At 53.3% G+C, this 4,119-nt stretch carries 5 protein-coding genes; 1 reads left to right on the top strand and 4 read right to left on the bottom strand.

Going from position 1 to position 4,119, the window contains the following annotated elements; genetic code table 11:
* From VU18_RS18700 to VU18_RS01430, 4 genes are all read right to left on the bottom strand, one after another.
* Positions 1 to 227 (bottom strand): TRAM domain-containing protein (locus VU18_RS18700; protein WP_047757554.1); only part of this gene is annotated, 227 nt, incomplete at its 3' end.
* Positions 228 to 303: 76 nt separating this feature from the next.
* The gene (locus tag VU18_RS01440; protein ID WP_031206465.1) at positions 304 to 1,224 is read right to left on the bottom strand and encodes a diacylglycerol kinase; all 921 of its coding nucleotides are present in this window, start codon (positions 1,222 to 1,224) and stop codon (positions 304 to 306) included.
* 142 nt (positions 1,225 to 1,366) lie between these two features.
* The gene (locus VU18_RS01435) at positions 1,367 to 2,884 is read right to left on the bottom strand and encodes a flotillin family protein (RefSeq protein WP_011229845.1); all 1,518 of its coding nucleotides are present in this window, start codon (positions 2,882 to 2,884) and stop codon (positions 1,367 to 1,369) included.
* 22 nt (positions 2,885 to 2,906) lie between these two features.
* Positions 2,907 to 3,446, bottom strand: a complete 540-nt coding sequence (locus tag VU18_RS01430; RefSeq protein ID WP_011229844.1) for an NfeD family protein — start codon at positions 3,444 to 3,446, stop codon at positions 2,907 to 2,909.
* Between the two features lie 212 nt (positions 3,447 to 3,658).
* Between VU18_RS01430 and VU18_RS18695 the strand changes: the two genes are divergently transcribed.
* Positions 3,659 to 4,119: Rpn family recombination-promoting nuclease/putative transposase (locus tag VU18_RS18695; RefSeq protein ID WP_047757552.1), on the top strand; the 461-nt coding region annotated here is incomplete at its 3' end.

Below are 4,119 nucleotides of genomic sequence, written 5' to 3'. Positions count from 1 at the left end.
GGCTCGATGCGGTCGGGGCTCGGTTCGTACAGCTCCACGAGGCGGCCGTACCCATACCCTTTTTTCACTTTGACGACTTTTACGTTCGCCCGCTCCCCGGGAAGCGCGTTTTTCACGAACAAGGGAAAGCCGTCGACTTTCGCCACCCCGAGACCGTCGTGGGTCAAATCCGTGAATACGACGTCATAATATTCATTTTTGGCGACTGGTGGTTGCTGCTTCGTCATGTCGTTCTCCTTTCTGCCGTTCCTCTGTATATGTAGCGTGCCCTTTATAGGGGAAAGGCATAAGAAAAGAACAGGCTTATCTTCCTGTTCTCACTTGTTCTGCCTTGTCTTTCGGCATGATGACTTCCAAATGGCGGTACAAATTGACAAATTCCCCTGGAAGCATGCCCCCGAATTCGCCGTCTAAGTTTAGCTGCATCGGCGAGTGCACCTTCACCCGGTTCGCTTTCGTGTAAATGACGTGCGGGTCGTTGATGTGCTCGCCGCGCGCCGCGAGGGTGACAAGGCGGATGAATTCGGCCAAGTTCGTTTTTTTGACGATGATGAAATCGAACAGACCGTCATTGAGCGACGAATCGGGAGCCAGTTTTTCAAAACCGCCGACCGAGTTCGTGAGCGAAACCAAAAACATCATAATCTCGCCTTCAAACAGTTTGCCGTCGTACTCGACTTGCGCTTCGGTCGCCTTGATGGACGGAAGCATCTCGATCCCTTTTAAGTAATAGGCCAGCTGGCCGAGCATCGTTTTCAGCTTGCTTGGCACTTCGTAGGTGAGCTCCGTCAGGCGGCCGCCGCCGGCGATGTTGATGAAATAGCGTGTTTTGTCTTCGTTCGTCACACAGCCGATGTCAATGGGTACGGGCTCGCCCGTGGCGATCACCTCGCACGCCCCTTCGATCGAGCGCGGCACGCCGATGGCGCGGGCGAAATCGTTCGTCGTCCCGACAGGAATGACGCCCAGTTTCGGCCGATACGGCTGATCGGCGATGCCGTTGACAACTTCATTGATCGTTCCATCGCCGCCCGCGGCGACAACGAGATCAAATTCCCGCAGGACGGCCTGACGCGCCGCTTTCGTCGCATCTCCCGGACCCTCGGTGGCGTGGCACGACGTTTCATAGCCCGCTTTTTCCAACCGAACGAGCACATCGGGCAAATGGCGCCTAAACAGCTCGCGCCCTGATGTCGGGTTATAAATGATTCGAGCTCGTTTCATCATCCTCAACCTACTTCCTTTTTTCCATTCCACTCGTTCCCATCATAGCGAAACAATGCTTAATACGCAACTCCGAAGAATGTCGCAAGTATGACCACGAAAAAAGCGCCCTTCGTTCGATCAAGGGCGCCGCACACCATGTTCATGACTGGCTCGCATTCGCCTCTTCGGCAACGGTTGGCTTGGCCGTGACGGCCGATGATGCACCGCTTGTCGTGAGATTCTCAAGCAGCTGCTTCACATCGATGCCCGTCGAAGCTTTTAACGTCTCCTGCAAGCTCGCCATTAAGTTCGTCGCATAGCCCGTGACACGGTTGGCGCCGCCTCCTGCCCCTGAGCCAGTGTCGACGATCGTCAGCTTCTCGATGTTCGCAAGCGGGCTCGCCACTTGTTTTGCATATTCTGGAAGCATCTTGATGATCATGTCGAGCACAGCGGCTTGGCCGTAGCGCTCAAACGCTTCGGCGATTTTTTGTTTCGCTTCCGCTTCGGCGAGACCTTTCAGGCGGATAATTTCCGCTTCTGCCTCCCCTTTTGCTTTCTCGGCCTCGGCTTTCGCCAGCCCGTCGAGACGGATGCGCTCCGCTTCCGCTTTCGCCAGCGTTTCGACGCGGTATTTTTGCGCATCGGCTTCGGCGATTTGCTTCGCCTTTTCCGCCGCCGCTTTTTGTTCAATCGCATAGCGTTCAGCGTCGGCTTTTTTCTTCACTTCCGAATCGTACTGGCGCTCGCGGCGCAAAATTTCTTTTTCTTCCAGCTCGATTTGTTTTTGCCGCTCGATGATTTTAATTTGCATTTGTTGCGCCATGACTTCCTGCTTCGCCTTCGCTTCTTCGAGGTGGTACGCCTGATCGGCGCGCGCTTTGGCGATGTCTTGCTCGCGGCGGAACTCAGCGAGCTTCAACTGGTTGATTTTCTCCGCCTCCGCGATTTCCGTCAGCCGCTCGAGCTCCGCCTTGCGCGCTTCCTTGTCTGCTTCAGCCCGCTTGATGCGCGTCTCTTTTTCCGCCTCGGCCGTGGCGATGTCAGCATCGCGCTTCACTTGGGCGATGCGCGGCTTCCCGAGCGCATCGAGGTAACCGTTTTTGTCGCGCACGTCTTTGATCGTAAACGAGACGATGACCAACCCCATTTTCGCCAAATCTTGCGAGGCGACACGCTGCACTTCTTGCGAAAACTTGTCGCGGTTTTTATAAATTTCTTCAACCGTCATCGACCCGAGAATGGAGCGAAGATGGCCTTCAAGCACTTCACGCGCTTCGTTTTCCATGTCTTGACGCGTTTTGCCTAAAAACTGCTCGGCCGCAGTCGCGATTTCGCCAATCGAGCTGCCGACTTTGATGATCGCCACCCCGTCCGCCATCACGGGCACGCCTTGTTCCGTATACACTTCCGGCGTTTGTACATCCAATTTGATCGACAATAAACTAAGCGGCTCGGCCTGCTGGAAAATCGGCACGACGAACGTGCCGCCGCCGCGGACAATTTTAATTTTGTTTCCCGATTCGTCCACGTGGACGTTTTTGCTTCCTAAATAGCTGCCAGTGACAATAAGCGCCTCATCCGGCCCGACCGTGCGGTAGCGGGCGATGAAAATGGCAATGAGTCCGACAAGAAGCAGGACGACGACACCAATGACAATCAACCATGGCGCAACCATTGACAGGTCCCCTTTCTTTGTTTTAGATGGAAAGGTGATACGGATCGTGCCTCGCCACCACAGCGACGCCGTTTTCCATTTGTACGATGATGACCTCTTCCCCTGACGGAATGGCCTCATTATTTGCGCTTTTCGCCGCTTTGGCCACCGCGCCGCTTTTACGGGAGATGAGAATTTCGCCCAACCCGTCAGGCGGCACCGAGACGATCACTTTAGCAAGCGCCCCCTCCAAATCGGCGTCCGTATACCCAAGCGACGCCTCGGCCGAGCGGAGCGGCAAAAAAACGAAAAAGTGCAACAGCAACACAGCAACAAGCGCCACACCGATGGCAAGCCACAGAACCAAGCTCGATGCCCAGTCTGTGTACCATTCCGCCAGCAATCCGACCGCGCTGCCAACAATGAAAAACGATAAAACTAGCTGCGGGCTGAACAGCGGATGATCGGCTACATCGAACAGGCCGTCAAGCACGTCGCTGAAGAAAAAATACAACACCGTCAGCAGCGCACTGACCACCAACACCGCTCCGTATACGACTTCAGGCGGATGACCGAACCACATCCCCCTCCCCTCCTTTCCCGTCAATGATTCATACGGCCGAAGCATCAGTTGGTTTCATCATTTTTCCATCAGCATCAAAATTCGACAGCATTTCTCTTATTTCCTGTCTTCGAACAAAAAACTTCTGTGAAAAAGCTGTGATCAGGCAGGATTTTGCCTTGCATGGATCGAATAAAATAATGGGAGTCTAAAAATAAATAGGGAGGGAGACCATGTCAGAAACGCGCATTGACCATGATCGCCTGTTTAAAGAGTTGTTAAGCACGTTTTTTGAAGAATTCGTTCTCCTCTTCTTCCCGCGCGTATACGAGCATGTTGACTTTAACCATCTTTCCTTTTTATCAGAAGAAGTGTTGACTGATGTTACTGCAGGGGAAAAACATCGAGTCGATCTATTGATCGAGACAAAGCTAAAAGGGGAAGATGGACTGATCATTGTCCACATCGAACACCAAAGCTACATCCAACCCGCTTTTTCGGAGCGAATGTTCATTTATTTCAGCCGTTTATTTCAAAAACACCGCCGCCGTATTCTTCCGATCGCTATCTTCAGCTATGACGCCATCCGTAATGAACCTTCCTCTTTCACTGTGGAGTTTCCGTTTTGGGCTGTTCTCGATTTCCGTTTTTTGGCCATCGAATTGCGCAAACTCCCGTGGCGCGAGTACATCCG

The organism is Geobacillus sp. ZGt-1, assembly GCF_001026865.1.
GTDB lineage: Bacteria > Bacillota > Bacilli > Bacillales > Anoxybacillaceae > Geobacillus > Geobacillus thermoleovorans.
Note: the sequence above shows the minus strand (reverse complement) of the source record. Positions and strands in the feature narration are given on the sequence as shown.